Source organism: Streptomyces sp. NPDC087300, from assembly GCF_044744425.1.
GTDB lineage: Bacteria > Actinomycetota > Actinomycetes > Streptomycetales > Streptomycetaceae > Streptomyces.
Genome location: NZ_JBIUYI010000013.1, coordinates 26,323 through 49,147, shown reverse-complemented (window position 1 = coordinate 49,147; position 22,825 = coordinate 26,323). Strand labels below are relative to the sequence as shown.

The 22,825-nt window shown below is 73.7% G+C and carries 22 protein-coding genes; 8 read left to right on the top strand and 14 right to left on the bottom strand.

Features of this window, described 5'->3' with window-relative positions:
* Positions 1–21 precede the first annotated feature (21 nt).
* From hemG to ACIO9J_RS38935, 3 genes are all read left to right on the top strand, one after another.
* Complete coding sequence (hemG, locus tag ACIO9J_RS38945) at positions 22–1,485, top strand: protoporphyrinogen oxidase (RefSeq protein WP_402009865.1); 1,464 nt, start codon at positions 22–24, stop codon at positions 1,483–1,485.
* Between the two features lie 4 nt (positions 1,486–1,489).
* The gene (gene hemQ / locus ACIO9J_RS38940) at positions 1,490–2,209 is read left to right on the top strand and encodes a hydrogen peroxide-dependent heme synthase (protein ID WP_402009863.1); all 720 of its coding nucleotides are present in this window, start codon (positions 1,490–1,492) and stop codon (positions 2,207–2,209) included.
* A 176-nt stretch (positions 2,210–2,385) separates the two neighbouring features.
* Entirely contained in the window at positions 2,386–2,760 is a 375-nt protein-coding gene (locus ACIO9J_RS38935; protein WP_402009861.1) for an RNHCP domain-containing protein, read from the top strand.
* A 44-nt stretch (positions 2,761–2,804) separates the two neighbouring features.
* Here the strand turns inward: ACIO9J_RS38935 and ACIO9J_RS38930 are convergent, their stop codons facing one another.
* The 7 genes from ACIO9J_RS38930 to ACIO9J_RS38900 form a co-directional block, all read right to left on the bottom strand.
* Positions 2,805–4,415, bottom strand: a complete 1,611-nt coding sequence (locus tag ACIO9J_RS38930; protein WP_402009860.1) for an alpha/beta hydrolase — start codon at positions 4,413–4,415, stop codon at positions 2,805–2,807.
* A 92-nt stretch (positions 4,416–4,507) separates the two neighbouring features.
* Positions 4,508–5,281, bottom strand: a complete 774-nt coding sequence (locus tag ACIO9J_RS38925) for a TIGR04222 domain-containing membrane protein (protein ID WP_402009858.1) — start codon at positions 5,279–5,281, stop codon at positions 4,508–4,510.
* 107 nt (positions 5,282–5,388) lie between these two features.
* Positions 5,389–6,132, bottom strand: coding sequence for a DUF4142 domain-containing protein (locus ACIO9J_RS38920; RefSeq protein WP_402009857.1), 744 nt, complete (start codon positions 6,130–6,132; stop codon positions 5,389–5,391).
* Between the two features lie 131 nt (positions 6,133–6,263).
* A complete protein-coding gene (locus ACIO9J_RS38915; RefSeq protein WP_402009855.1) occupies positions 6,264–7,358 on the bottom strand; it encodes a TIGR04222 domain-containing membrane protein in 1,095 nt (364 codons plus the stop codon).
* Between the two features lie 4 nt (positions 7,359–7,362).
* Complete coding sequence (locus ACIO9J_RS38910; RefSeq protein WP_402009853.1) at positions 7,363–8,736, bottom strand: DUF692 domain-containing protein; 1,374 nt, start codon at positions 8,734–8,736, stop codon at positions 7,363–7,365.
* A gap of 80 nt (positions 8,737–8,816) precedes the next feature.
* Positions 8,817–9,581 (bottom strand): DUF4142 domain-containing protein, encoded by a 765-nt coding sequence (locus ACIO9J_RS38905; protein WP_402009851.1) that lies wholly within the window; start codon positions 9,579–9,581, stop codon positions 8,817–8,819.
* Positions 9,582–9,677: 96 nt separating this feature from the next.
* Positions 9,678–10,241 (bottom strand): TetR/AcrR family transcriptional regulator C-terminal domain-containing protein, encoded by a 564-nt coding sequence (locus ACIO9J_RS38900; RefSeq protein ID WP_402010035.1) that lies wholly within the window; start codon positions 10,239–10,241, stop codon positions 9,678–9,680.
* Between the two features lie 79 nt (positions 10,242–10,320).
* On the opposite strand from ACIO9J_RS38900, the gene ACIO9J_RS38895 reads away from it, so the two are divergent.
* Entirely contained in the window at positions 10,321–11,577 is a 1,257-nt protein-coding gene (locus tag ACIO9J_RS38895) for an FAD-dependent monooxygenase (RefSeq protein ID WP_402009849.1), read from the top strand.
* 21 nt (positions 11,578–11,598) lie between these two features.
* On the opposite strand, the gene ACIO9J_RS38890 is transcribed toward ACIO9J_RS38895, so the two are convergent.
* Positions 11,599–12,249, bottom strand: coding sequence for a TetR/AcrR family transcriptional regulator (locus tag ACIO9J_RS38890; RefSeq protein WP_402009848.1), 651 nt, complete (start codon positions 12,247–12,249; stop codon positions 11,599–11,601).
* Positions 12,246–13,007 carry an aminoacyl-tRNA hydrolase gene (locus ACIO9J_RS38885; protein WP_402009846.1) on the bottom strand — a complete coding sequence of 254 codons (762 nt, stop codon included), beginning with the start codon at positions 13,005–13,007 and terminating at the stop codon, positions 12,246–12,248. The genes ACIO9J_RS38890 and ACIO9J_RS38885 overlap by 4 nt, the downstream gene beginning before the upstream one ends.
* Before the next feature lie 80 nt (positions 13,008–13,087).
* Between ACIO9J_RS38885 and ACIO9J_RS38880 the strand changes: the two genes are divergently transcribed.
* Together ACIO9J_RS38880 and ACIO9J_RS38875 are read left to right on the top strand one after the other, a co-directional pair.
* Positions 13,088–14,074, top strand: a complete 987-nt coding sequence (locus tag ACIO9J_RS38880; protein WP_402009845.1) for an ATP-binding cassette domain-containing protein — start codon at positions 13,088–13,090, stop codon at positions 14,072–14,074.
* Positions 14,071–14,742 (top strand): ABC transporter, encoded by a 672-nt coding sequence (locus ACIO9J_RS38875; RefSeq protein WP_402009844.1) that lies wholly within the window; start codon positions 14,071–14,073, stop codon positions 14,740–14,742. The genes ACIO9J_RS38880 and ACIO9J_RS38875 overlap by 4 nt, the downstream gene beginning before the upstream one ends.
* A gap of 29 nt (positions 14,743–14,771) precedes the next feature.
* Here the strand turns inward: ACIO9J_RS38875 and ACIO9J_RS38870 are convergent, their stop codons facing one another.
* From ACIO9J_RS38870 to ACIO9J_RS38850, 5 genes are all read right to left on the bottom strand, one after another.
* A complete protein-coding gene (locus ACIO9J_RS38870; RefSeq protein WP_402010033.1) occupies positions 14,772–14,987 on the bottom strand; it encodes a hypothetical protein in 216 nt (71 codons plus the stop codon).
* Positions 14,988–15,096: 109 nt separating this feature from the next.
* The gene (locus tag ACIO9J_RS38865; RefSeq protein ID WP_402009842.1) at positions 15,097–16,008 is read right to left on the bottom strand and encodes a polysaccharide deacetylase family protein; all 912 of its coding nucleotides are present in this window, start codon (positions 16,006–16,008) and stop codon (positions 15,097–15,099) included.
* A gap of 98 nt (positions 16,009–16,106) precedes the next feature.
* A complete protein-coding gene (locus ACIO9J_RS38860; RefSeq protein WP_402009840.1) occupies positions 16,107–17,720 on the bottom strand; it encodes a carboxylesterase/lipase family protein in 1,614 nt (537 codons plus the stop codon).
* Positions 17,717–18,409, bottom strand: coding sequence for an alpha/beta fold hydrolase (locus ACIO9J_RS38855; RefSeq protein ID WP_402009838.1), 693 nt, complete (start codon positions 18,407–18,409; stop codon positions 17,717–17,719). Before ACIO9J_RS38855 ends, ACIO9J_RS38860 begins: the two co-directional genes overlap by 4 nt.
* A 111-nt stretch (positions 18,410–18,520) precedes the next feature.
* Complete coding sequence (locus ACIO9J_RS38850; RefSeq protein WP_402009836.1) at positions 18,521–19,819, bottom strand: MFS transporter; 1,299 nt, start codon at positions 19,817–19,819, stop codon at positions 18,521–18,523.
* A 429-nt stretch (positions 19,820–20,248) separates the two neighbouring features.
* On the opposite strand from ACIO9J_RS38850, the gene ACIO9J_RS38845 reads away from it, so the two are divergent.
* Entirely contained in the window at positions 20,249–21,412 is a 1,164-nt protein-coding gene (locus ACIO9J_RS38845; RefSeq protein WP_402010031.1) for a LacI family DNA-binding transcriptional regulator, read from the top strand.
* 546 nt (positions 21,413–21,958) lie between these two features.
* The gene (locus ACIO9J_RS38840) at positions 21,959–22,732 is read left to right on the top strand and encodes a phosphatase PAP2 family protein (RefSeq protein WP_402009834.1); all 774 of its coding nucleotides are present in this window, start codon (positions 21,959–21,961) and stop codon (positions 22,730–22,732) included.
* The last annotated feature ends 93 nt before the right edge of the window (positions 22,733–22,825 follow it).

Sequence of the window (22,825 nt, the reverse complement as noted above, 5' to 3'; positions counted from 1 at the left end):
GCGGTCTGAGAGAGTGGAGGCATGCGCGAAACGGACACACGTACGGGGAACAGCCACGCCGTCGTCGTCGGGGGCGGGATCGCCGGACTCGCCGCCGCGCACCGACTGCTCACCAGGCACCCCGGCACCCGCGTCACCGTCCTGGAGGCCTCCGACCGGCTCGGCGGCAAGCTGCTCGCCGGTGAGATCGAGGGCGTCCGCGTCGACCTCGGCGCCGAATCCATGCTGGCCCGCCGCCCCGAGGCCGTCGCGCTCGCCCGCGAGGTGGGCCTCGCAGACAGCCTTCAGCCGCCCGCCACCGCGACCGCGTCGATCTGGACCCGCGGCGCCCTGCGCCCCATGCCCAAGGGCCACGTCATGGGCGTGCCCGGCGACGCGTCCGCCCTCTCCGGAGTCCTCTCCGAGGAGGGACTGCGCCGCATCGAGCAGGACCGCGAACTGCCGCCCACCGAGGTCGGCGACGACGTCGCGGTCGGCGCGTACGTCGCCGAGCGCCTGGGCCGCGAGGTCGTCGACCGCCTCGTGGAGCCGCTGCTCGGCGGGGTGTACGCCGGTGACGCGTACCGCATCTCCATGCGCGCGGCCGTCCCGCAGCTCTTCGAGGCCGCCCGCACCCACGGCTCCCTCACGGAGGGCGTCCGCGCCCTCCAGGCCCGCGCCGCCGCGCACCAGCAGACCGGGCCCGTCTTCATGGGTATCGCGGGCGGCGTCGGACGACTGCCGCTCGCCGTCGCCGAGTCCGTACGCGCGCGTGGCGGTGAGATCCACACCGGGACCCCGGTCACCGCCCTGCGGCGCACCGCCACGGGCTGGCAGGTCGGCACGGCGGAGCGGACCCTCGAAGCCGACGCCGTGATCGTCGCCGTGCCCGCCTACGCCGCCGCCGCGCTGCTCGGCACCGAGTCGCCCGCCGCGGCCGCCGAGCTCGGATGCGTCGAGTACGCCTCCATGGCCCTGATGACCCTCGCGTACCGCAGGAGCGAGACCGACCTCCCCGAAGGCAGCGGTTTCCTCGTGCCGCCCGTCGACGGACACACCATCAAGGCGTCCACCTTCGCGTCCCGCAAGTGGGGCTGGATCGCCGACGAGGACCCCGACCTGCTGGTCCTGCGCACCTCGGTGGGGCGGTACGGCGAGACGGAGATCCTCAAGCGCGAGGACGCCGAACTCGTCGAGCTCTCCCGGCACGACCTGCGCGCGGCCACCGGCCTGGCCGCCGAACCCGTCGCCACCCGCGTCACCCGCTGGCACGACGGACTCCCGCAGTACCCCGTCGGCCACCACGCGCGCGTGGCCCGCATCCGTGACCAGGTGAGCCGCCTGCCCGGCCTCGCCGTCTGCGGCGCCGCGTACGACGGAGTGGGCATTCCCGCCTGCGTCGCCAGCGCCGACGCGGCCGTCGACCAGCTGGCCGGTGACCTCGCCGGTGTGCACGAGCTCACCCGCGACCCGGTGCGGAGTCCGCACGGCGGCGGAGGAGAATAGGGCCATGAGTGACGACGCCCCCGCCAAGACCCCCAACGCCGGCAAGAAGGCCAAGGACCTCAACGAGGTCATCCGCTACACGCTGTGGTCCGTCTTCAAGCTGCGTGACGTGCTCCCCGAGGACCGCGCAGGCTACGCCGACGAGGTCCAGGAGCTGTTCGACCAGCTCGCCGCCAAGGACATCACCGTCCGCGGCACCTACGACGTCTCCGGCCTGCGCGCCGACGCCGACGTCATGATCTGGTGGCACGCCGAGACCGCCGACGAGCTGCAGGAGGCCTACAACCTCTTCCGCCGCACCCGGCTCGGCCGCGCCCTGGAGCCGGTCTGGTCGAACATGGCGCTGCACCGCCCCGCCGAGTTCAACAAGTCGCACATCCCGGCCTTCCTGGCCGACGAGACGCCGCGCGACTATGTCAGCGTCTACCCCTTCGTGCGCTCCTACGACTGGTACCTGCTGCCCGACGAGGACCGTCGCCGCATGCTCAAGGACCACGGCATGATGGCCCGCGGCTACCCCGACGTGCGCGCCAACACGGTCGCCTCGTTCTCGCTCGGCGACTACGAGTGGCTGCTCGCCTTCGAGGCCGACGAGCTGTACCGCATCGTCGACCTGATGCGTCACCTGCGCGCCTCCGAGGCCCGCATGCACGTACGCGAAGAGGTGCCGTTCTACACCGGCCGCCGCAAGTCCGTCGCGGACCTCGTCGCGGGTCTCGCGTAGCGGTAATTGGGTTGCCGCGCCCACGGGGGTGCGGGTTTCATCGAGAGGCCGGACCGGCTGCGGTCCGGCCTCTCGTGCGTCTACGGAAAGCCGGTGTTGTATGCCCAGGGCCCTGCGGAATCTCTCGACCCCACCCCATTCCGCATCGCTCAGGAGCCACTCCGACCATGTCCCGTATGTCCCGCGACACTTCCAGGCGGGCGCGCACTGAAGCACGCGCCCAGTCCTTCCGCTGTCTGCACTGCGGCCTCGACGTCCCGATGACCGCACCGGGCACCAGCCACCGCAATCACTGTCCGAACTGCCTGTGGAGCCGTCACCTCGACGACACGCCGGGCGACCGGGCCGCCGACTGCGGTGCCCGGATGGAACCCCTCGCCATCTCCGTCAAGGGAGACGGCGAATGGGTCCTCGTCCACCGCTGCGTCCACTGCGATGTCCTGCACGCGAATCGCACGGCGGGTGACGACAACGCGCTGCCGCTGACGCGGCTGGCCGTGCGGCCACTGGCGCAGCCGCCATTCCCCCTGGAGCGACTCGGGTCGCTCTGAGCCCGCGGGCTCGCGGGGGCTGGGCGCGCAGTTCCCCGCGCCCCTTACGGGGCCGGAAGCTCGGCGGCCCGTTCCCCTGTCAAGGGCTTCGGCTCCTTGTGCGGCGCGCATTCCGCGCGTCGCACGGGGAGGCGGCCCTCCAGGAGGTACGCGTCCATGTATCCGTTGACGCACTTGTTGGGGCCGCCGGCGATCCCGTGCGTGCCCGCCGCCTCCTCGGTCACCAGGACCGATCCCCGCAGCCTGCGGTGCAGCTCGCGCGCGCCCTCGTACGGCGTCGCCGCGTCCCGCTCGGCCGCCAGGATCAGCGTCGGGGGCAGCGCGTCCTGCGCCGTGCGCACGTCCACCGCCCGCTGCCGGGGCGCGGGCCAGTAGGCGCAGGGCAGGTTCATCCAGGCGTTGTCCCAGGTCTCGAACGGCGCCACGCGCGCGAGGTCGGAGTTGTCGCGGTCCCAGACCCGGAAGTCCGTGGGCCAGGCCGCGTCGTTGCACTCGACGGCGGTGTAGACGGCGTTGCCGTTCTCCTCCTCCGCGGCCGCCTTCGGCTCCGGCGACGCCTGCTCGATCAGCGGCTTCGGGTTGCCCTTCAGATACTCGGAGAGCGCCGACGCGCGCGTCGGCCAGTAGTCGTCGTAGTAGCCGGCCTTGAGGAAGGCGCCCTGCAACTGGCCGGGGCCGACCTTGCCGCCCGCCGGCTTGCGCGACAGATCGGCGCGGACCTTCTCGTAGCTGTGCAGCACCTCTTCGGGCGTCGCGCCCAGGTGGTACGTCTTGTCGTGCTTGGCCACCCAGGCACGGAAGTCCGCCCAGCGCCGCTCGAACGCCATCGACTGGTCGAGGTTGTTGCCGTACCAGATCTGCGCCGGGTCGGGGTTGACCGCCGAGTCGAACACCATGCGCCGTACGTGCGAGGGGAAGAGCGTCGCGTACACCGCGCCGAAGTAGGTGCCGTACGAGGCGCCCATGAACGTCAGCTTCTTCTCGCCGACGGCGGCCCGCAGCACGTCCAGGTCACGGGCGTTGTTCAGCGTCGTGTAGTGCCGCAGGCCCGGATTGCGGGTGCCGCAGCCGTGCGCGTACGCCTTCGCCCGCTCGATCCGCTTCCGCTTGTACGCGGCGTCGGGGTGGATCGGCGCCTGCGTGGGCGCCTTGGTGTACTCCTTCGGGTCCTGGCAGGTCAGCGGCGCCGAGCGGCCCACCCCGCGCGGCGCGTAGCCGACCAGGTCGTACGCGGCGGCGATCCGCTTCCACTCGGGCAGCACGCCCACCATCGGGAAGTACATGCCCGAGCCGCCGGGACCGCCCGGGTTGAAGACGAGCGCGCCCTGGCGCGCGACCGGCTTGCCCGCCGCCTTGCCCGCCGTCTTCCCGGTGGCCTTGGTGCGGCTGACGGTCAGTTTGATCTTCTTGCCGTCGGGGTGCGCGTAGTCGAGCGGCACCGAGACCGTGCCGCACCGGACGGACGGCGGGAGGCTCTCGGCCTTCGCGCAGGTGCCCCAGTGGATCCCGGCGGCCTCGGCGCGCTGGGCGGCGACGGCGGTGCCGCGTGTCTCGGGGGAGGGCGGAGCGCCGCTCGCGGAACCCGCGGGGGCGGCGACGAGGGCGGTCAGGACCAAGGATCCGGCGGTTCCGTAGCGGGCGGCTGCTGCTCTCATCGCGCTTCATACCCCTTTTGTCGCACACTCGAACAAAAGGGATACTTCGTGCGGTAGTTGGCGAAGTAAAGCACCGGCCCGCCGGTGTCGGCTCAATGACCCCGTTGCGCCGAATCCGGCCGGGAGCGGCGCGCGAAGGCCGCCCGCAGACAGGGGTCGGGCAGGGCGCGGACGCCGCGCACGGCCACGGTGGTCAGCTCGTCGCGGCCCGCGGGCAGCGCACCCAGGAGCCGCTGTCCCGCGGGGGACGCCCACCGTGTGTACGGGTGGACCTCGACGCGGGCGATGAGGAGGCAGCCCACGCAGAGCAGCAGCGGCAGCGAGAACCAGATCGCCACCGGGACCTGCCCCGCAGCGACCCGCTCCTGGGTCGGCATGCAGACCGCGAGGGCGCCGAGCGCGAGCACCGCCACCGTCGCCGCGCGCACCTGCCGCGCGGCGGCCGCGACGCCCGTGCCCGCGCTCTCCGGGACGGCGAGGCCCGCCGCGACGAGCCGCTCGCCGAGGGCGCGCACCGCGTCGGCGGCGGCCGCGCCCTTGCGTATCGGCGACAGGGGCGACTGGCCGTCGGGGCCGATCGCGCCGAGCACCGAACGCTCCATGTCGTCGCGGCCGACCGGGTCGACGACGGTCGCCCAGCCGGTGTGTGCGATCAGCAGCCGGCGCGCGCCCGCCATGGCGACGAGCGTCACGTCGGCCACCCGCGCGGGGCCGCCGGAGAGGAACGCCGCTTCGTAGAGGGTCAGTTCGTGCCCGCGCGGCGCGGCTCTCTCCTGACCGGCGGCGCGGCTCGCGGCGAGGCAGAGCCTGCCGCAGGAGAGGCCGGTCGCGGCCCAGGCGAGGAGGAGAAGGGGCAGCCAGAACATGGCGGATTTCTATGCGAAGGCGGTGCGGTGCGCCATGGCATTTTCACTATGTGGACGGCGGGTGACGGGTGGGTAACGTTCCGTTTTCTGCGGGTGCGTGGTTCTTGCTACTTCGGTTTCGGGCGCGATGCCGCCGGAGGGAGCGAGTACGTCGGGGACGGGGTGACCGGTGCGGCGGGGGACGGTGTGGCGGTGGGGCCCGGTGGTGCGGGGGAGCGGGTCGCGGGGGCCTGGCCCGTCGCGGCGTCCCGCGCGAGGTCGTCGAAGTCGACCAGGCCGGTCCGCTCCAGGACCTTGATGTGGTCGAGCACGGTGGTGTTGGCGTCGTCGGCCAGGGCGCGGACCAGCGAGTTGCGGGTGTTCGCGCGGACCTCGGCCACCACCGAGAAGACCTTGCCGTGGGCGCGGCGCAGGATGTTCGCGAACTCCTCGTCGTACGTCTGCCCGTGCGCCTTGCTCAACTCGGCAAGCCAGCCCCGCTGTTGGGGATTGGGCTGGCTCGGCAGTTCCAGGCTGAGCCGGGACGCGACCTCGCGCACCCGCGCGTCGAGGAAGGTGTGCCCCTGGACGAGATGCTCACCCGCCGTGCGCACCGCCTTGGCGGTGCCGCGCTCCTCGGCCTGCTGCCCTGCCGGGAGTTCCCACAGGCCCGCGAGGCGCACCTTGGTGATGAACTCCCGGTCCAGGGCGGACAGCGGCCCGAAGTCGGTCGACACCGTCTCCGCGTTGAGTCTGTCGAGGGTGGTGCCGGAGCGGTCCGTGTACGACCAGAGCGGGAAGAGCAGGGCGGCCAGGGTCGCGACGAGCCCCGCGACGATGAGGCCGGTGCCGTTGATGGATCGGGATCGCATGGTGCCTCCTGTTGCGGCACCGCACGTTAGTGCGCGTCGGGCCGGGGGCACCGGCATACGGACGGGAGTACGTCAACCGCCGTACTCCCGCGCCGATCCGGTGGCCGCGACGCGCGCCGTCAGAAGGAGGACTAGGAGCTGCTGCAACTGGACCCGCCACCTCCGGAGCAGGACGAGCCGCCGCCGGAACACGAAGATCCGCCCCCGGAGCAGGAAGAGCCCCCGCCCCCGCCGGAACACGAGGACCCGCCTCCGGAGCACGCGGACCCGCCGCCCGAACAGGAGGAGCCCCCGCCCGAACAGGCCGACCCGCCCCCGCCGCCGTACCCGCTCCCCGAGCCGCACCAGGTCGGGGTGCCCGAGCTCGGACTCGAACTCGTGCTCCCGCTGTACGGCGTGGGGTGCGGGGCCAGGTGCGGGCCGGTGGAGGGTGTCGGCGCGCGCCGGACCCTGGCCGCGGCCACCAGCTGCGCGCGCAGGTCCGGGTGGGCCGCCGACAGGCCGCGCGTCGCCACCAGGTGGGCGGCGCCGGTCAGATGGCGCGACGAGAGGACGTACTCGCGCAGGGCGCCGCGGCCCGCGATGGTCAGGCGCTGCTCGGTGACGCGCAGGCAGATCAGACCGGACACGACGCCGAAGATCACGGCGGGCAGCAGCATGAAGACGCCGTCGACGGCCGGGCTCTCCGATGTGGCCGAGGGCGCGTCGGAGTACTGCGCGACCGTCAGCATGGCCGCCGCGAAGAACCCGAAGAGGCTCAGGACCAGGTGCAGGCCGGCCCAGCGGCGCCACTTGAGCTGCGGCCCCCGCCGCACGATGAGCCCCCGCCGCGCCAGCGCGTCGCCCGTCCCCTGCACCAGGGCACCGCGCATCAGTTCGGCCCGCAGCCAGTGCAGCGCGCCGTTGGGCGCCGCGGCGTACGCGTCGGCGACGGCCTGTTCGGCGGCGTTGCGCGGCGTCGGCCGGGTGAGGCCGACGATGCCGGGGCCCGCGACGACCAGGCCGCCGTCCTCGTGCAGGCCCGCGATCAGCGCGTCGGCGACCCGGGCGGGGCCGCCGGAGAGGAACGCGGCCTCCAGGGTGCCGCGCACGAACACCCCGTCCGCGGAGCCGTCGTCGGCGCGGAACGGCGACGTCCGAGTGCGCCGGGCCGCCGCCGTCCCCCTGATCAGCTCCCCGGCGGAGAGCACGACGGCGAGGGTGTAGATCGTGCCCACGACGTACATCGCGTCACCGTCCCAGCAGTACGCGGCGGGTGGCGTGCAGCAGCCTCGTGGCGGGCCGCCGCCGGGACAGCGGCGCCGGGCCCGAGCGCTCCAGCCACCAGTCGCTCAGCCGCCGCCGCGCGTCCGCGCCCGCCCCGTCGAGGGAGGTCCCCGCGAGCAGCAGGTGCTCGGCGAAGGCCAGCGCGTCGTGCCGGTAGCCACCGGTCATGGGCCGGTGCTGTGCGTACGAGAGGAACGCGGTGCGGTACGCGGCGCCGAGGATCTCCGGCAGTTCGGGCGCGACCTTGGCCACGACGTCGGCGCGCTTGGCCGCGAGCGCGTGGCTCTGCACCCGCAGCCGCGCGTGGTCGAACCCCTCGGGCACGGGCGTCCCGGCGACGAGCGCGGAGAGCAGCGCGGCCTGCGCGAGCCCCGTGCGCTGGCGCGCGGCGGGCGAGGCGGGTGCGGCGGACGGCAGTTCGGGAGCAGTGGCGCCCGAGTCCGCGCCGACAGCCGCTTCATCCGCGCCCTCGTCCGCCCCGACGGCCGTCGTGGCCGGTCCCGGCGGCGGCCCGTCCGCGGCCGCCAACGTCGCCCGGATCGCGGCCAGTTCGCGCTCCAGCTCGGCCGGCGCCGGGAAGTTGTCGTCGCGCTCCAGGAGGACGCCGGGCGGGCTCACCCGGGACGCGAGGTCGGCGAGGACGGCGAGCACGGCGTCCGGGACCGGGTGCGCGTGGCTGTCGTGCCAGACGCCGTCCCGCTCGAAGCCGCCCGCGACATGGACGTACGCGATGGCCTCGACCGGCAGCTCGCCGAGGGCCTTGGCCGGGTCCTCGCCGCGGTTGACGTGGTTCGTGTGCAGGTTGGCGACGTCGATGAGCAGCCGTACGCCCGTGCGCTCGACGAGTTCGTACAGGAACTGCCCCTCCGTCATCTCCTCGCCGGGCCAGGAGATCAGCGCCGCGATGTTCTCCACGGCGAGCGGCACCGGCAGCGCGTCCTGCGCGATGCGGACGTTCTCGCACAGGACGTCGAGCGCGTCGCGGGTGCGCGGCACCGGCAGCAGGTGCCCGGCCTCCAGCGGCTGCGTCGCGGTGAGCGGGCCACCGGCCCGTACGAACGCGATGTGCTCGGTGACGAGCGGCGAACCGAGCGCGTCGGCGCGCTCGGCCAGCGCGCGCAGCCGTCCCTCGTCGGGGCGGTCGGCGCCGCCGAGCCCCAGCGAGACGCCGTGCGGCACCACGGTCACCCCGCGCTCGCGCAGCCGCAGCAGCGCGTCGGGCAGATGCCCGGGGCAGAGGTTCTCCGCCACGGCCTCGACCCAGTCGATGCCCGGCATCGCCGCCACCGCGTCCGCGATCTCGGGACGCCAGCCGATCCCCGTACCCAGCCGCTTCATGTCGCTCCCCCTTCGTCCCCCGTTGCCAGGACCATGACCCCGGCCGGGTGGATCGAACCTCCAGGTGGAGACGTTCAGAGCTACATTTGAGGTTCCGCCCGGCCCGTCTCGATCCGGCCCGGCTGCCCCGGCGAGGGGCGTGACGTGGTGGACACGTCGCCGCTCGGTCCGGCGGGCGAGGGCGCGGGCGGTGTGGCGCCGGACGGCGGGGGAGGCCCGGTGGGGCTGGCCGTCGAGGTGGCGGAGCCGTTCGCGATGCCGTCGAAGTCGACGAGGCCGGTCGCCTCCAGCATCGTGATGTGGTCGAGGACGGTCTGGTTGGCGTCCGTGGCGAGCTGCCGGACCAGGGAGTTGCGGGTGCTGTCGCGGACCTGGGCGATGACGGCGAAGACCTTGCCGTGGGAGGCCCGCAGCAGGTTCGCGAACTTCCGCTGGTACGTCTCGCCGCTCGCGTCCGTCAGCTCCTGGAGCCAGCCCTGCTGCTGCGCGGTGGGCTGACTGGGGAGTTCGACGCCGAGCTGGGCCGCGGCCGACCGCACGCGCCGGTCCAGATCGGTGTGGCCGACGATGAGGTGGTCGCCCGCGTCCTTGACCGCCTCGGTGGGCGCGCGCTCGACGGCCTGCTGTCCCGCGGGTATCTCCCAGAGCCCGGCGAGCCGCACCTTCACGAGCAGGTCCCTGTCGGCCGCGGAGAGGGGACCCCAGCGGGTGGGCACGGAACCCGCCGCCAGGTTGGCGGGCCCGGTCCCCGAGCGGTCGGCGTACGACCACACGGGGAACGCGATCGCCCCCAGCGTGGCCACGAGTGCCGCGATGATCAGAGCCGTTCCGTTGACGCGCCGCAAGGTGCCTCCCCAATCGCCGTGGTACCGGGGGGTACGGAAGATGCGGGCGGTGCGTTCAGCGGTACGAGAGGTTCTTCGGGGTTCCTCCGGAGGCGGCTACCGGGCCGTGGCGCGCGGGGTCAAGCCGTCCACGATGAGGGAGAGCCCCGCCTCGAACGCCGCCTCGGGATCGATGAGCGGCACATCGGCCGGCAGGTCCGGTTCTCCGCCGGAGCCTGCGGCCGCCTGTTCCTCCAGGACACTGCCGACCGTGAAGCGGCCCGCCGTCAGCATCGCCATCTGCGCGTCGCGTTCGGGCACGCCGGAGTCGACGAGGAAGGCCATCTTGTGGCGGATCCGGTCGAGGTCCGCGGTGGGCGTGGACCCGGCATGGAGGCGTGCGCCGTCGCGGCGCGCCAGCAGGGTGCGCCGGAAGCTGCGGGTGTTCTCCAGGAACCAGGCGCGCCAGTCGTCCTCGGGCGTCGGCAGCGGCTCGTGCGCGTGGGGCTCCATCGCGGCCTGCGCCATGGCGGCCAGGAGGTCCTTCTTGGTGCGGAAGTACCAGTACAGGGACGGCTGTTCGACGCCGAGCCGCTTCGCCAGTTGCCGCGTGCTGACGCCGTCGAGCCCGGCCTCGTCGAGCAGGTCGAGGGCCTCGGCGATCACGGTCTCTCGGTTCATCTTCGTCACGTTGACAATCTATCGCCGATAGATGACTCTGGAAAGAAATCTTTCACTGATAGATTTTGGAGTGGTGGACATGACACAAGGTGCGGAGACGCGGTCCTTGCGGGTCCTCATCGCCGGCGGCGGGGTCGCGGGACAGGCGCTGGCCTTCTGGCTGGCGCGGGGCGGCCACCGCGTGACCGTCGTCGAACGCTTCCCCGCGCTGCGGGCCACCGGCGCCCAGGTCGACCTGCGCGGTCAGGGCATCGAGGCCGTCCGCCGCATGGGACTCCTCGACGCCGTCAGGGACGAGCTCGTGGACGAGAGGGGCGTGGCCTTCGTGGATGCCCGCGGCAGGGCCAGGGCGACGATCATGGCCAACACCTCGGGCCGGGGCCGCCAGACGCTGACGTCCGAGTACGAGATCATGCGCGGCGACCTGGTCCGCATCCTGCACGACGCGACCAAGGACGACGCCGCGTACGTCTTCGGCAAGAGCGTGGACGGCTTCGAGCAGGACGAGCACGAGGTCCTCGCGCACTTCTCCGACGGGTCCTCCGGCACGTTCGACCTCCTGGTCGGCGCGGACGGCCAGGGATCACGCATCCGCCGGGCGATCCTGCCGGAGGGCGCCGACCCGTACTGGCGGGTCGGCATCCACATGGCGTACTGGTTCGTGCCGCGCGTCGCGTCCGACAGCGACATCCGCGACACCTACATGGCCACGGGCGGCCGGCAGGTCATGCGCCGCAGCCACAACCCGACCGAGACCCAGGCCTACTTCGTGCTGCGCGAGGAATCCGCGGCGGCCTCCGCGATCCACCGGGCACCCGTCGAGCGGCAGCAGGAGTTCTGGGCGGACAGGTTCCGCGACGCCGGATGGCAGACCGGGCGCTTCATCGAGGGCATGGCGACCAGCCCGTTCTTCTACTCCCAGGAGATCGCCCAGGTGCGCACCGACACCTGGTCCAAGGGCCGCGTGGTCCTGGCCGGGGACGCCGCGCACTGCGCTTCCCCCTACAGCGGCATGGGCATCTCCGGCGGCCTGGTCGGCGCCCACGTCCTCGCCGACGCGATCAACCGGCACCCGGACGACCTGCCGACCGCACTCGCGCACTACGACACCGTGCTGCGGCCCTTCGTCGACCAGATCCAGGCCGAGGTCAACCCGCGGCTGCTGCGCCTGGCCATGCCGACGACGCGGCGCGCCATCGACGCCTTCCAGACGGTCACCGCGCTGGCCTGCTTCCTGCGCGTCCCCGACCTCGTCGCGCGCTGGTCCAAGGAGGACCGCGGCGGCGACTGGCGGCTGCCCCGGGCACGGCACGAAGCGGTGCCGCAGGGGGGCTAGGGTCTTTCGTCGGACCAGGCCCTAGGCGCGCGGTGCCGGTACCAGCGCCGGGTCCGTCGCCGCCGCGCGCAGCCGCGCCGCGATGGCGGTGCCCGCCCGGCGGTACGCCGCCGACTCGCCGTGCAGGACCGAGTGCGCGTTCGCCGTCTCCATGAGCGCGATGCACTCGAAGGCCAGCTGGGACAGGTCCGTGTCCCCGTGCAGTTCGACCGCCTCGACGGCCTCGGCCAGCGAGCGCTCCATCAGCTCGTGCCAGTCGCGGTTGGCGCGGACCAGCGCGTCGTGCACCGGCCCCTCGCGGGCGTCGAACTCGGCGATCACCCCGTAGAAGAAGCAGCCACCGGGAAACACGCGCTGCTCCGAGTAGTCGAGCCAGGCCGTGCAGAGCTGCCAGACGCGGGCGACGCCGGGCGGGGTCCGCAGGGCGGGCTCCACCACCGTGTCCAGGTAGATGCGCCCGGCGGCCCGCACCGTCGCCAGCTGGAGCTCCTCCTTGGAGCCGAAGAGCGCGAACACCCCGCTCTTGCTGAGCTTCAGCTCGGTGGCGATCCGGCCGAGCGACAGCGCGTCGAGCCCCTCCACCGAGGCGACGTCCACCGTGCGCCGCAGCACCAGGCGACGGGTCTGGTTGCCGCGCTCGACCCTGCCGTCGAGCCGGGGGCCGCCCGTCATGCCCGTGCCGTACGCAGCGCGGGGTGGTCGGCGACCACCGTGCAGGAGCCGGGGGCGATCTCCGTGAAGCCCGCGTCGCGCACCACCGGCAGCCCGCTCGCGGTCAGTTCGCGCCAGCGCGCCGGGTCCGCGGTGCGTACGGACAGCGGGAAGCCCGCGTCGCGCCACGCGGCCCGGTCCGCATCCGACAGGTCCCACCAGGCCAGCTGCGCGCCGTGGCCCGCCTGGGCCATCGCCTTGCCCGCCGACATCTCGACGTCGGGGCTCATCCAGAGCACCGGGTGCGTGGGGTCGGCGCCGCCCGGCGGCTCCGGGTCGTCGAGCTCGGTGCCGGAGACCTGGAGCTTGGCCAGCTCCTTGGGCCAGCCGTCGAGCGGCACCGGCGGGAAGACGCGGACCTCCGCCGACTTGCCGGTGACCGTGATCCCGGGCAGCGTCTCCGCGCGCCGCCACTCGGCGCCGCGGGCGCGCCTGACCACCTTGCGGATCCGGGCGTCCTGCCAGTCGCGCACGGCCTGCGCCCACGCACCGTCGCCGAGGGAGCGCTCGTCGCTCAGCATCACGAGGACGGCGCGGGCCGCGGTCTCCAGGGCGTCCGTGCGGGCCGGGGGAGCGGCGCGTTCGATGCGGGCGACGAGGGGCAGCACGAACTGCGGGGCCTCGTCGCGCGAGGTCGTCTCGTGCCGGAAGGGGCTGTCCGCCGCGCTCGGGGCGTGCGGGCCCTCAGGCGCGCCGGGGAGGGTCTGGTCACTGCTCACGCGCCCAGTCTGCCAGGCCGAAGATCGGCCGTACCTGGGAATTCGTCCTGGGCGGGCGGGGCGTGCGCGAGGATGACCGGATGGAACACGCTCACGCGATACGGCTCGACGGGGTGGGCCGGCGCTACGCCCTGGGCGGTCCCTGGGTGCTGCGCGGAGTCGCCCTCGCGGTCGCCGAGGGCACCCTGGTACGGATCGAAGGCGCCAACGGAACAGGGAAATCAACCCTGTTGAGAATCCTCGCGGGCATCGACGCGCCCTCGGAGGGCCGCCGCGAGGGACGCCCGCGCACGGCGTTCGTCCCCGAACGCTTCCCGTCGTCGCTGCCGTTCACCGCGGTGGGCTACCTGACGCACCTGGGCCGCGTGCACGGGTTCGCACGGGCCGCCGCCGCACGGAGCGCGGAGGAGTGGCTGGAGCGCTTCGGCGCGGGCTGCTACGCGCGTACGCCGCTGTCGGAGCTGTCCAAGGGCAGCAGCCAGAAGGTCGCCGTGGCACAGGCACTGCTCGCCGACCCCGACCTGCTCGTGCTCGACGAGGCGTGGACGGGCCTGGACGCCGCGGCCCGCGCCGAACTCGACCGCGCCGTGGCCGAACGGCGGGCGGCGGGCGGCGCGGTGGTCTTCGTCGACCACGATCCGCGCAGGCTCCTCGGGGCGACGGACGAGACGTACGCGTTGGTGGGTGCTTCGCTCAACCGCCGTGCGGGGAGCGGCAGTTCGGGTGGCGAGGGAGGCGCGGGGGCGACGTCCGCCGGGCCCGTCGTCGTCATCGAGGCGCAGGGGCCGAAGGGCGTGGAGCTCCCGCCGACGGTGGCATCGGCGGCGACGGGGATCGGCGAGCCGACGCCCGAGGGGGGGACGCGGCTCTCGGTACCGGAGAGCCGCTCCGACGTCGTACTGAAGGAACTCCTCACGGCCCGTCCGCCGTGGCACGTGGTGACGGTGCGCGGCGGCACGGCGCCGACCGCGCCTGCGGAGGCGAGGGGAGAAGGAGCGACGGTCGAGTCGACCGTGCCAGATGTGGCGGCTGTGGCGGCTGTGGCGGAGAAGGGTGACCGCCGATGAACGCGCTGCTGCACTACCAGCTCTCGCTGCTCGCCCGCTCCCAGCGCTGGCTGGCGCCCGTGATCCTCTACGCGGTCTTCCTCGCCGTCGGCGTGCAGGGCGGCCAGCCCATCCTGGACTCGCTCGCGTACGCCGCCGCCGCCCTGCTGCCCGTCGCGGCCTGGCTGGTGCGGATCTGTGCGACCAACGAGCCGCCCGCGGCGCGGAGTTGTACCGCGGCCGCCGCGGGACCCGGCCGCGCCCATCTCGCCTCGCTGCTCGCCGCGCTGCTCACGGCGGCCGCGCTCGGTGCCTTCGCGGTCCTGGTCGTGACGGCCATCAGCGACGCGTCGAGCACGGACGCGCGGCACGCGGTGCCCCGGCTGCCTTCGGCGGCGGCCGGACTCCTCGCGATGCTGGTCAGCGCGTTCGTCGGCACGGCCGTCGGCGCGCTCACCAACTGGCCCGTGCTGCGCTCGGCGGGCCGCGCCGTCCCCGCGCTGCTGCTCCTCGCACTGCTCGCCCTGGTCACCACGGGCTCACCCGCGAAGTCCGTCCTGACGGATCTGACGGCGGGCTCGCGGGACGGGGTGGTACCGGTACCGGTGGGGGCGCTCGCGGTGGCGGGGGCCGCCGCGGCGGCCGCGGTGTGGGTGGCGTGCGCGCTCAGTTCGCGGCGCGGCGGATAGCGGACAGCGGGTCCCGGCTCGCGGGCGGCTCAGCCCGAGCAGGCCGTGCGCTGGGCTTCCTGCCACGCGCAGACCGGGCAGAGCGTGACGCCCCGGTGGGACTCCGGGTACTCGGTGGGCGCGCGGCACAGGACGCACTCGGCGAAGGGTTCGCCGGATACGGATGCGGTGACTGGTGCGGAAGCGGAGCTTGGTGCGGGGGCGGGGACCGGTGCGGGTGCGGGGATCGGAGCCGCACCTTCCACGGAGGAGGGCGCGACGCCGGTACCCGTACTCGTACCCGTCCCCCCGCCCGCGCCCCGGTCCGCATCCCCGTCCGTACCCGTGCAGTGGTCGTCGCCCATGCGGCCCACCCTAGCCGTGGCCCTCCACCGGCCCGGCCGTCGCTGCGGTGCCCGTGGCCCCCGCCGCCCCCGCGGACCCGATCTGCTCGGACACCCGTACGAAGCGGAACCCGCGTTCGCGCAGCTTCGGAACGATCGTGCGCAGAGCGCGCTCCGTCGCGGGGGCCGCGCTGCGCGTGCAGTGCATGACGACCACCGACCCCGGCCGCACCCCTTCGAGCACCTGCCGCGTGACCGCCGCCGAGTCCGTGGCGAAGGCGTCGCCGCTCACCACGTCCCACTGCACGGCGGTGACGCCGCCGGGCGCGAGGGCGCGCAGGGCCCGCCGGTCGTAACAGCCGCCGGGGAAGCGGAAGTACGGCACCGCGCGCTCGACGCCCGCCCTGCGGAAGGCGTCGAAGGCGCGCTGCATGTCCGCGCGCATCCGGGGCGCGGGCACGGCGGGCAGGCCGTAGCAGCTGCCGGTGAAGGCGTGATGGCTGTACGAGTGGTTGGCGACCTCGAAGAGCGGGTCCTTGCCGATGTCCTTGGCCTGCGCCGGGTACTCGTCGGCCCAGCGTCCCGTCATGAAGAAGGTCGCGGGCACCTTGAGCCGCCGCAGGGTGGCGACCAGGGCGGGGTTGTCGAACTTCTCGCCGGCCGCCGCGCGCGGCCCCTGGTCGGCGGTCATGTCGGCGTCGAAGGTGAGCGCGACGGTGCGCCCGTGCGCGCGGGACCCGTTCATGAAGACGGGGGTGAGGCCCGCGGGGCCGGGCGCGAGGGTGGGCGGGGCGGACGGCGAGGGTGCGGTGGTGGCCGCCGGGGGCCTGGCGGGGCGGCCGGGGTGCCCCGGCGCGGCGGTGTCACCGGAGCACCCGGCGAGGACGGTGGTCAGGACGCCCAGGGCGCAGAGCGCGGCGCTTCTCCGTACGAGAGTGATCACACGGCGACGATATATGTGCGAATGCGACAAATCGCTTAACTGCCCGGTGGGTCCCCACCGTCGCCCGTCCGGCCCCCTCCCTCACCTCCTCACCCCTGCTACCTCTCCCGGCCCTCCTGCCACAGCTCCCTGCGGTCGCCCAGCGGATCCCGCGCCACCCGGGAGCCTTCGGGGCCGCCGAGGATCATCGTCGGGCGCCCTTCGGGATCGAAGCGGGGCCACCGGGGGAGTGACGCGGCGACGGGCGTGCCGTGGCGGGCGAAGTGGACCCAGGCGCCGCTCATCGCGTCCGCGAGTTCCTGCGGCGGCGCGTCGCCGAGCCAGGAGCGCAGGCCGGGGCCGTCCAGGGTGTCGAAGGCGTACGGAATGTCCAGCGTGTGCGCGGCGCCGAGGCCGCCGCCGAGCGCCGGGGTCGGCTCCCGGAAGAGGTACGACCACACGGTGCCGCCGCCCGCGGCCTGGGCGTCGAGCAGCGCGTCCGTCTGCGAGCGGAACAGCAGGTCGGTCAGGAGCGCGGCCAGCGAAGCGGTGGGTGCGGCGGCGGCCGGACCCTCGTACGCCTCGTACAGCGCGCGGGCCCGCGCCGCCCGTTCCCGGTCGGGGAACGCCGAGGCCAGCGCCGCCTCGAAGGCCTCGGGCGCCACCTCGGGACCGAGGCCGGTGAAGAGCCGCCCCTCGTGCTCGTTGGTGCCCGCGATCAGGGGGATGTGCGCGCACGCGCCGTTGCGCAGGGCCTGGACGGGCGGCAACGGCAGTACGGAGCCGTCGACCACCGGCGCGAAGGGCAGCATGTCCACCGGGTTCCTGCTCATCAACTCCTGCTGTGCGGCCAGGAGTTGACCGGCGGACGCGGTGAGTACGGAGAGGTCGGCGGAGCCCGTCGTCTCGCACAGCACCGCCGCGAACGCGTCGGCGACCTCCGCGGCCTCCGCGCGCGTCCTCGTCGCCGTCGCGGGCGCGCTCTGCAGGATCGCCCGGTGGAAGAGCGGCCGCGCGGCCGGGGCGCCGAGCAGCATCGCGACGCTGCCGCCGCCCGCCGACTCGCCGAAGACCGTCACGGACCCCGAATCGCCCCCGAAATGACCGATGTTGTCGCGCACCCAGGCGAGCGCGGCGATCTGGTCCTGGAGGCCGAGATTGGCCGACTGGGCGTAATCCGCGCCGAGCAGGTGCGCGACGTCCAGCCAACCCAGCGCACCCAGGCGGTAGTTGAAGGACACGACGACCACGTCGTGGCGTTCGGCCAGGCGCGCGCCGTCGGTCCACACCTGGAGGCCGCGGCCCTGGACGTAACCGCCGCCGTGCACCCACACCATGACGGGGCGTCGGCCCGTGGTGGCGGGCGTCCAGACGTTGACGGTCAGGCAGCCCGCCTCGTCGGTGACGATCCGCTCGTAGCCGACGACGTCCTCCAGGAGTGCGTCGGGGCCCTGCGGGGGCGCGGGCGACGCGGTCACGCAGTCGCGCACGCCGGACCAGGCGGCGGGCCTGGCCGGGGGACGGAAGCGGAGGTCGCCGACCGGGTCGGCCGCGTACGGGACGCCGAGGAAGCGCAACGCGCCGCGCTCACCGAGGCGTTCGCCGCCCACCTCGCCGTACGCGGTCAGTGCGGTGACCGGGGCGGGGGTCGTGGGACGGGCGACCGGGGCCGTGGGGACGGTCGGTTCCGGACGCCCGGACCCGCTGCCCTCGTCCGTCGTCCGCGCGCTCACAGCCAGCCCTCCAGGGACGCCATGAAGCCCTCGAAGTCGTCGCGGTGGATCGTGTGACCCGCCCCCTTGACCGTACGCACCTCGAAACCGCGCCTGGCCAGCTCGTCCTTCAGCGCGTCGTCGACGAGGAGGCTGGGGTCGGCGACCTGGACGAGGGAGGGCACGGCGGGCGCGGCCGGGGTGCGGTCGACGGCGTTCGCGCCGGAGATCGCGAGCGCGGTGTCCGCGTCCCAGGCGGCCAGCGTGGCGAGTTCGACGTCCACGTCGGCCTCCTCCCAGCGCGGGTTGAAGTTCGCGATCATGCCGCGCGTCGCCCGCTGGAACTCCACGAACACCGCGGGATCCACGGACCGTTCGGTGCCGAGCGCCCACGCCGGGTCGGAGTAGACGGCCCGCGCGGGCGCGAGGCGCTCGGCCGCGAGGGCGAGCGCCATCCCGCCGAGCGAGTGCCCTATCGCGAGCTCCGCGCCGGCCGGCAGCGTCTCGACCAGGTCGTCCGCGAAGATCTCCGCGCCGTACGCGCCGCGCCCGCTCTCCCCGTGCCCACGCAGGTCGACGCCGATGACCCGGTAGCCGCGCTCGGCCAGGGCGGGTCCCACGCGCCGCCAGGTGCGGTGGTCCGACATGATCCCGTGGACCAGCAGGGCGACCCGGTCGCCGGTGCCCCATTCGTGGGTGTGCAGCTTCATGGTGGTGCCTTTCTTGTACGTGGGCCGGTCGGCACACGTCGATCTTGGTCGATCCGGTCCGCGTACGGCCGACAGCCCCGGGCAGGGCGGCGCCGGCCGTACGCGGACCGGTCAGCGCACGCCCCGGATCGGGCGCACGGAGAGTGCGCCGAGTAGGGAGAGCCCGGCGCCGACGACGAACAGCGCGGTGTAGCCGCCGCCGTCGCTCCCGCCGCAGAGCGAGACGATCACCGAGGCGACGAACGGCGCCAGGATCTGCGGTCCCGCCTGCGCCATGTTGAGGACGCCGAGGTCGCGGGCCGCGTCGTCGGCGCTCGGCAGGATCATCGAGACCAGCGCGTTGTCGACGGCCATGAAGCAGCCGAAGCCCAGGCCGTTGAGCGCGGCGAAGACGAGCATCGCGGTCCAGGTCGGCGACACCGCGGGGACGGCGAGCGCGACCGCGGAGATCACCGCGGACAGGGCCACGAACAGCTTGCGGCGGTTCAGACGGTCGGAGAGCAGCCCGCCGACGATCGTGGAGGCGGCCATGGCGACCGCGTTGATCGGTGTGAGGATGGCGACGGCGTCCTCGGGCTCGATGCCGGACGGGAGTTCGATGTGGTCCTGGAGGATGTAGAGCTGGTAGCCGAAGACGCAGAAGTAGCCGAGCACGAGCAGCGCGCGCCCGATGAACGCCCAGCGGAAGTCGTGGTGACGCAGCGCGCCGAGGAACGCCGCGAACTGCTTCTTGAGCGGCACCTGCCCGGCCCGCTCGGCCGACGGCAGCGGCTTCTCGCGGGCGAGCGAGGTGAAGAGCACGGCCGAGAGCGCCACGAAGAGACCGAGCACCAGATACCCGGTGCCGATGTGGTCGGCGAAGGCCGAACCGAGCAGGGCGCCCGCCGTCGAACCGATCGGCATGCCGAGACCGACGGCCGCGGACGCCTTGCCGCGGGCGGAGAGCGGCACGCGGTCGGGGACGACGGAGGTGATCGCGGCCTGGAAGACGTTCATGACGGCCTGGCCGAGACACCAGGCGATCGTCACCAGGAGCACGGTCTTGACGCCGCCGAGCAGCGCCATCGCGCCGACCGCGGCGATGCCGCCGCCGAGGATCCACGGATTGCGGCGGCCCGAGCGGTCGGAGAGGGCGCCCGCCACCGGGTTGAAGAGGGTGGCGAAGACCGCGCTGACGCCGCTGACCAGGCCGAGCATCGCGACCTTGTCGGCCTTGTCGATCTGCTCGATCTGCAACGGGAGCAGGACGCCGCCGACGCCGATGTAGAGCGTGAACATGGCGGTGTTGCCGAGCATCAGCAGGGGGAGGAGGCCGCGCGGCGTGCGCTGCGGGTCCTGGTGGCCCGACTCCGTCGGTGACGAGGCCGGGTCCTGCGGAGGAATCTGTTCCTGACGAGCGGAAAGGGCCACGATGCCCTCCTCCTCGGACGGTCGGTCTCATGACCGAGAACGATTCGTTACACGTGTAACCTGACACGTGTAACGAATGTTTAGCACTGGACTATGCGGTTCCACCAGACCTCTGCGGAAAAAGCTGTGGTGGGGCTTGTGAGTCTTCTGGGACTGAGGTTGGGGGAGTGGCGGGTGAGGCGCTGTGCCTCGTAGTGACTGCTGTGGCCGCCGTGGTTGCTGCGTCGGTCGAGGTCACGGTGTCGGCCGAGGCTGCTGTGAAAGGATGGCCGCAGGATGAACGACAGCTCGAATCCCCTGCGGGGCAAGGGCGGTGAGGGTTCCGGCCCGCAGCCGCGGGGCGGGACGGCGCGGCCTGCCGGTACGTCCGCCGGTCCACTTACCGGCACGTCCGCTGCTTCGGCGTCCGGTGCGTCCGCCGGTCCGTCCGTGGTCCCGGCTACCGGCACGTCCGCCGTCCCGGCCGGCGGCACGTCTGGCGCCCCGCCTACCGGCACATCTGCTGCCCCACCCACCGGCACGGCTGCTGCCCCGCCCGCCCGCGCGTCCCTCGGCCCGCCCACCAGTACGTCCGTCGCCCGGCACGCGGGTGTCTCGCGCGCCACCGTCAGCTACGTGCTCAACGGTCTGGCCGCCGGGCGGGTCAGCGAGGCCACCCAGCGCAAGGTGCGCGCGGCCGCTGAGGAGCTCGGCTACGTGCCGCACGCCGCCGCGCGTTCGCTGCGCTCCGGCACCAGCGGGCTCGTCCTGATCGCCGTGCCCGCCGACACCGTGCCCGCGTTCGGGCCCCTGTTCACGGGCTTCGTCGCGGGCTTCCAGTCGGCGCTCCAGGAGTACGGCTACATCGGCGTCCTGCACGGCGCGACCGCGGGCCGAGATCCGCTCGACGCGGCCCGCGCCTGGGCCGAACTGCGGCCCGCCGCCGTCCTCACCATGGACGGCAGCCCGCTGAGCGGCCCGTCCGTCGACATCCTCAAGCGCTCCGGCACCTCGGCCGTCGTCTCCTACGGCCCCCCGCCCGCGCCCGGCGCGCACGGCATCGCCATGGACCAGCGGGAGATCGGCGCGGTGGCCGCCGCGCACCTCCTGTCGGGCGGGCGGCGCCACATCGGGGTCGTGGTCCCCGTGGAGCACGGGCTCTCGATGTTCGGTATGCCGCGACTGGAGGGTGTACGGGCGGCGGCCGCGGCGTTCCCCGGGGCGCGGGTCGAACCCCTGGCGCTCGCCTACGCCGAGGACTCGGCCGCGGAACTGGCCGCCAGATGGCGGGAGACGGGCCTCGACGCGGTGTTCGCGTACAACGACGAGTACGCGATGCTGCTGATGCGCGCCCTCCAGGACGCGGGCATCGACGTCCCCGGCGAGGCGGCCGTGGTGGGCGCCGACGACCTGCTCCTCGGGCGCCTCCTGCGCCCACGCCTGACGAGCGTACGGATCGAACTCCCGACTCCGGGCGAGGTCGCGGCCCTGGTCGACCGCCTCATCCGCGAGCCGGAGACGCCGCCCGCGGTGCATCGCCGGTCTTCGGCGCACATCGAGGTCAGGGGGTCGAGTGGGGGGCTCGGTGGGGGAGGGGCGGGCGTTTCCGTCTGAGGGGCTCGGGGCTCGGGGCTCGGGGCTTAGGGGTTCTGGTTTGGGGTGGGCGGTGCAGAGGAGCTCGGGCCTGCGGGCCTGAGGGGTTCCGGCCTGGGGCCCCGCCTGATCGCCTGCCGGACCGCACCTTCGGGAGCCCTGCCCCTGATCGCCTGCCGGACCGCACCTTCGGGAGCCCTGCCCCTGATCGCCTGCCGGACCGCTCCTGCGCGGGCCCTCGCCAGATCGCCTTCCGGACTACGTGCGGGTCACGGATTCAGGACTCCGGGATCTGGCCAGCAGGGCGTGACACGTGTCAGTATCCAGCCGGAGCGGGTGCGCCGGTGTTGCCACGAGCTTTCGCCGCCGCCGCGCTGTCTCTCACTTCTGTCCTAGCTGTCACACCTGTCACGTCTGCCACGCCCGTCGTCGTGCCTGGCGTCTGACACGCCTGTCGTGCCGCCGTGTATCTCGCGTGCGGCACGCCGTGATGTCCCTCGTGACGCCCACTGACGCCCGTGCCCGGAAGGCTCAGCCATGCCCAGATCCGACATGCCCAGTTCCGACATGCCCAGTTCCGAATCCGTACGTGAACCCGCTGCTGTGCCACGCCCGTCGGGGCGGCTGGCCCTGGGAGCCGTGCTGCTCCTGCTCGTCCCTGTGGCGGTGGGCCTGTTCATCCGGCCGGATGTGACGCGGCCGCCGTTCCAAGGGCTCGACGACACCTGGCTGCGGTGGATGGGGGGACCGCACGACGGGGCGCTCCGGATCGTCGCGGACGCGCTCAACTGGTTCGGCGGGCCCGCGGGTTCGCTCGTGCCGCTGCTGGCGATCGTGGCCCTGTGCGTACTGCGCAGATGGCGCTCGGCGCTGTTCGTCCTCTTCTCCGTGCTGGCCACGCAGTTGGTGGTCCAGTCCCTGAAGCACCTCGTCGACCGGCCGCGCCCGGAGCACCCGCTGATCACCGTCGACCACGGCTCGTTCCCGTCCGGGCACGCCGCGACGATGGCGATGACGGTGATCGTCGCGGGCGCGCTCTTCGTGCCTGCCGCGGCCAGGCGCCGCTGGTGGTGGCCGGTGGGCGTGCTGCTGGTCCTGACGATGATGTGGAGCCGTACCTGGCTGCACGCGCACTGGCTCTCCGACACGGCGGCGGGCGCGTTCGCGAGCGCGGGCGTCACGCTGCTGGTGTGGTCGGCGTGCGCGGTGTGGATGGAGCGGGACCGGGGCAGGGGCGGGGCCCCGGCGTTCGCGCCCGACGGGCTCCGCGCGAACGGTTCCACGGCCGCGTCCACCGCACCGAACACTTCCGAGCCGGTCGGAGAGGGCGCGACCCGGTAGCCCGAGCGCGGCGCGGCTCCGAGGCCGCCGCCCGCCGTCGCCGGCGTTCGAAAGGACGGGACGGAGGAGAAGAAGACGGGACGGAGGAGAAGA

What these genes read in the sequence shown, in the direction of transcription:
- ACIO9J_RS38910 (WP_402009853.1), bottom strand. Translation starts at nt 8,736, where the DNA reads ATGAAGCGGCTGGGTACGGGGATCGGCTGGCGTCCCGAGATCGCGGAC.
- ACIO9J_RS38855 (WP_402009838.1), bottom strand. Translation starts at nt 18,409, where the DNA reads ATGAAGCTGCACACCCACGAATGGGGCACCGGCGACCGGGTCGCCCTG.
- ACIO9J_RS38890 (WP_402009848.1), bottom strand. Translation starts at nt 12,249, where the DNA reads ATGACGGGCGGCCCCCGGCTCGACGGCAGGGTCGAGCGCGGCAACCAG.
- ACIO9J_RS38900 (WP_402010035.1), bottom strand. Translation starts at nt 10,241, where the DNA reads ATGAACCGAGAGACCGTGATCGCCGAGGCCCTCGACCTGCTCGACGAG.
- ACIO9J_RS38925 (WP_402009858.1), bottom strand. Translation starts at nt 5,281, where the DNA reads ATGTTCTGGCTGCCCCTTCTCCTCCTCGCCTGGGCCGCGACCGGCCTC.
- hemQ (WP_402009863.1), top strand. Translation starts at nt 1,490, where the DNA reads ATGAGTGACGACGCCCCCGCCAAGACCCCCAACGCCGGCAAGAAGGCC.
- ACIO9J_RS38875 (WP_402009844.1), top strand. Translation starts at nt 14,071, where the DNA reads ATGAACGCGCTGCTGCACTACCAGCTCTCGCTGCTCGCCCGCTCCCAG.
- ACIO9J_RS38840 (WP_402009834.1), top strand. Translation starts at nt 21,959, where the DNA reads ATGCCCAGTTCCGAATCCGTACGTGAACCCGCTGCTGTGCCACGCCCG.
- ACIO9J_RS38935 (WP_402009861.1), top strand. Translation starts at nt 2,386, where the DNA reads ATGTCCCGCGACACTTCCAGGCGGGCGCGCACTGAAGCACGCGCCCAG.
- ACIO9J_RS38880 (WP_402009845.1), top strand. Translation starts at nt 13,088, where the DNA reads ATGGAACACGCTCACGCGATACGGCTCGACGGGGTGGGCCGGCGCTAC.
- ACIO9J_RS38930 (WP_402009860.1), bottom strand. Translation starts at nt 4,415, where the DNA reads ATGAGAGCAGCAGCCGCCCGCTACGGAACCGCCGGATCCTTGGTCCTG.
- ACIO9J_RS38920 (WP_402009857.1), bottom strand. Translation starts at nt 6,132, where the DNA reads ATGCGATCCCGATCCATCAACGGCACCGGCCTCATCGTCGCGGGGCTC.
- hemG (WP_402009865.1), top strand. Translation starts at nt 22, where the DNA reads ATGCGCGAAACGGACACACGTACGGGGAACAGCCACGCCGTCGTCGTC.
- ACIO9J_RS38895 (WP_402009849.1), top strand. Translation starts at nt 10,321, where the DNA reads ATGACACAAGGTGCGGAGACGCGGTCCTTGCGGGTCCTCATCGCCGGC.
- ACIO9J_RS38915 (WP_402009855.1), bottom strand. Translation starts at nt 7,358, where the DNA reads ATGTACGTCGTGGGCACGATCTACACCCTCGCCGTCGTGCTCTCCGCC.